Below are 1,989 nucleotides of genomic sequence, written 5' to 3' on the forward strand. Positions count from 1 at the left end.
CTGCGGCTGCGAGGCCGGCGGGGACCCGTCCGGCGCCTCGGAACAGGGGGCGCGGGGGCGCGTCATAGACTCCAGCGGCGACTGGGTGGGCACGGCCCGCTTCTCCGACGCCGACGGGTACGGCTTCTCGGCCAACGGGCTCGCGGCCGTCGAGGACGAGGAGACTGGCCTGTGGGGCTTCGTCGACGAGACGGGATCCTGGGCCGTCAGGCCCACGTTCCTCGAGGCCCGCGAGTTCGCCCCCAACGGCCTCGCCCCCGCGCAGGACGAGGGGACGGGGCTGTGGGGATACGTCGACGAGTCGGGCTCGTGGGCCATAGAGCCCCGATACTCAGATGCGTTCCCGTTCTACGACAACGGAACGGCCAGCGGCTGGGACACGGCGGGCAACATCGTCTGGCTGGACGGGGACGGCAACGAGCTTGAGGGGGCAAGGAGCCCGCGCCTCCAGGCCGCCATGGACCCGGAGACCCGTCTTTGCGGCATCATGGCAATGGACGGCACATGGGCGCTCGGTCCGACCTTTTCCGACCTCGTCACCGACCACCACTCCGACCTCCTCCTCGCCCGGCCGCAGGGCTCGGGGCTCTGCGGCGTCGTCGACGCGGGCGGCGGGTGGGTCGTCGGGCCCGCCTTCGCCGACCTGGTGGTCGCCTTCGACGCCGACCCGCTTGCGGCGAAGGACGAGGAGTCAGGACTGTGGGGCTACGTCGGCTGGGACGGCGGCTGGGTGGTGCAGCCGGCCTTCTCCGACGCGACGCGCATGGGCGACAACGGGCACGCGCTCGCGAGGATGCCCTAGCAGGGGACGAGACGAGGGAGACCAGCTATATGAAGTCAAGATCTAGTGACTGATTTATCCAACCGATTCGCACTCGTTTTCCATCGCACCTTGAGAACCGGATATCGGATGCTTTGACGGGTCCGCGCCCGGCCTCGCCGGGTCGTACGGGGCCCCGTCCCGCATAACCGCGAAGGCCATGTGGCAGAGCCTTCGCGCCACGGCGGTCACGGCCACCCTGTGGCACTTGCCCTTGGCGCGCCTCCTCTCGTAGGACGCGCCCGGGGACGGGTCGCACCGCCGGACCCCGCTGGCCGCGAGCCACAGTGCCCTGCGCAGGTAGGGCGAGCCGCGCTTTGTGATGGGCCCGCCGCCGCTGCCGGACTCGCCGGACTGGCTCGCCGAGGAGGCGAGCCCGGCGTAGCTCACGAGCGCGGAGGCACTGTGGAACCGGGCTATGTCGCCGACCTCGGCGACGATCTGCGCGCCGGTCGCGTATGACACCCCCGGTATGGTGAGCACGGGGGGCTCGGCGCGGTCGGGCAGCCCGCGGACGGCGGCCTCGCCTCGGCGAACTCGGCCTTGAACGACTGCTGGTGGCGCGTGGGCGTGCGCAGCGACTGCACCTCGTCCGTGGCGGGCCCCGTCGGGTCGTACTGCCCGATGCGCAGCGCCTCGGTGACGGGGCCGCATCAACGCGGTCGCTCTTGACCTCGTCGAACCCCCTGAGCCTGCGCGCGGCGCGCACCTGCACCGGGTCGATCACCGCGACCCGGTAGCCCCTGGAGACCAGGAACGCGTAGAGGGCCATCCGGCAGTGGCCCGTGGCCCCCATGCCCACGAGGACGTCCGACGGCCCGTCGGCCACCTCATCCAGCCAATCCGCGGAAGAGCCCGGGTGGGGCAGGACGCCACTCTCCCTCGCGGGGTCGCATCGCGCCCCAGGAACCATGTCGGCGTCCCTGCCCGCCAGAGTCTGCATTGCACCAAAGCATCCGGTATCCGGCTCTCCGATGCAACGACTTAAAGATAGGAGGATCGCATGAGGGGGACAGGCGGCATCACGAGGAGGGGGCTCGCATCCCTCGCGGCGGGCGCGCTCGCCGCCTGCCTCTGCGGCTGCGAGGCCGGCGGGGACCCGTCCGGCGCCTCGGAACAGGGGGCGCGGTGGCGCGTCATAGACTCCAGCGGCGACTGGGTGGGCACGG

General features: G+C 71.5%; 2 protein-coding genes and 1 pseudogene. 1 reads left to right on the top strand and 2 read right to left on the bottom strand.

The window, feature by feature from the left end:
- The coding region (locus E0E00_RS14160) for a WG repeat-containing protein (protein ID WP_130813194.1) at nucleotides 1-802 on the top strand (802 nt) is incomplete at its 5' end.
- Nucleotides 803-856: 54 nt separating this feature from the next.
- Here E0E00_RS14160 and E0E00_RS14165 read toward each other — a convergent pair.
- Entirely contained in the window at nucleotides 857-1,303 is a 447-nt protein-coding gene (locus E0E00_RS14165; protein WP_165443736.1) for a transposase, read from the bottom strand.
- A gap of 175 nt (nucleotides 1,304-1,478) precedes the next feature.
- Nucleotides 1,479-1,763: pseudogene (locus E0E00_RS15530) on the bottom strand (transposase); the annotation flags it as partial.
- Between the last annotated feature and the right edge of the window lie 226 nt (nucleotides 1,764-1,989).

This window comes from Olsenella sp. Marseille-P4559, from assembly GCF_900605015.1.
GTDB lineage: Bacteria > Actinomycetota > Coriobacteriia > Coriobacteriales > Atopobiaceae > Tractidigestivibacter.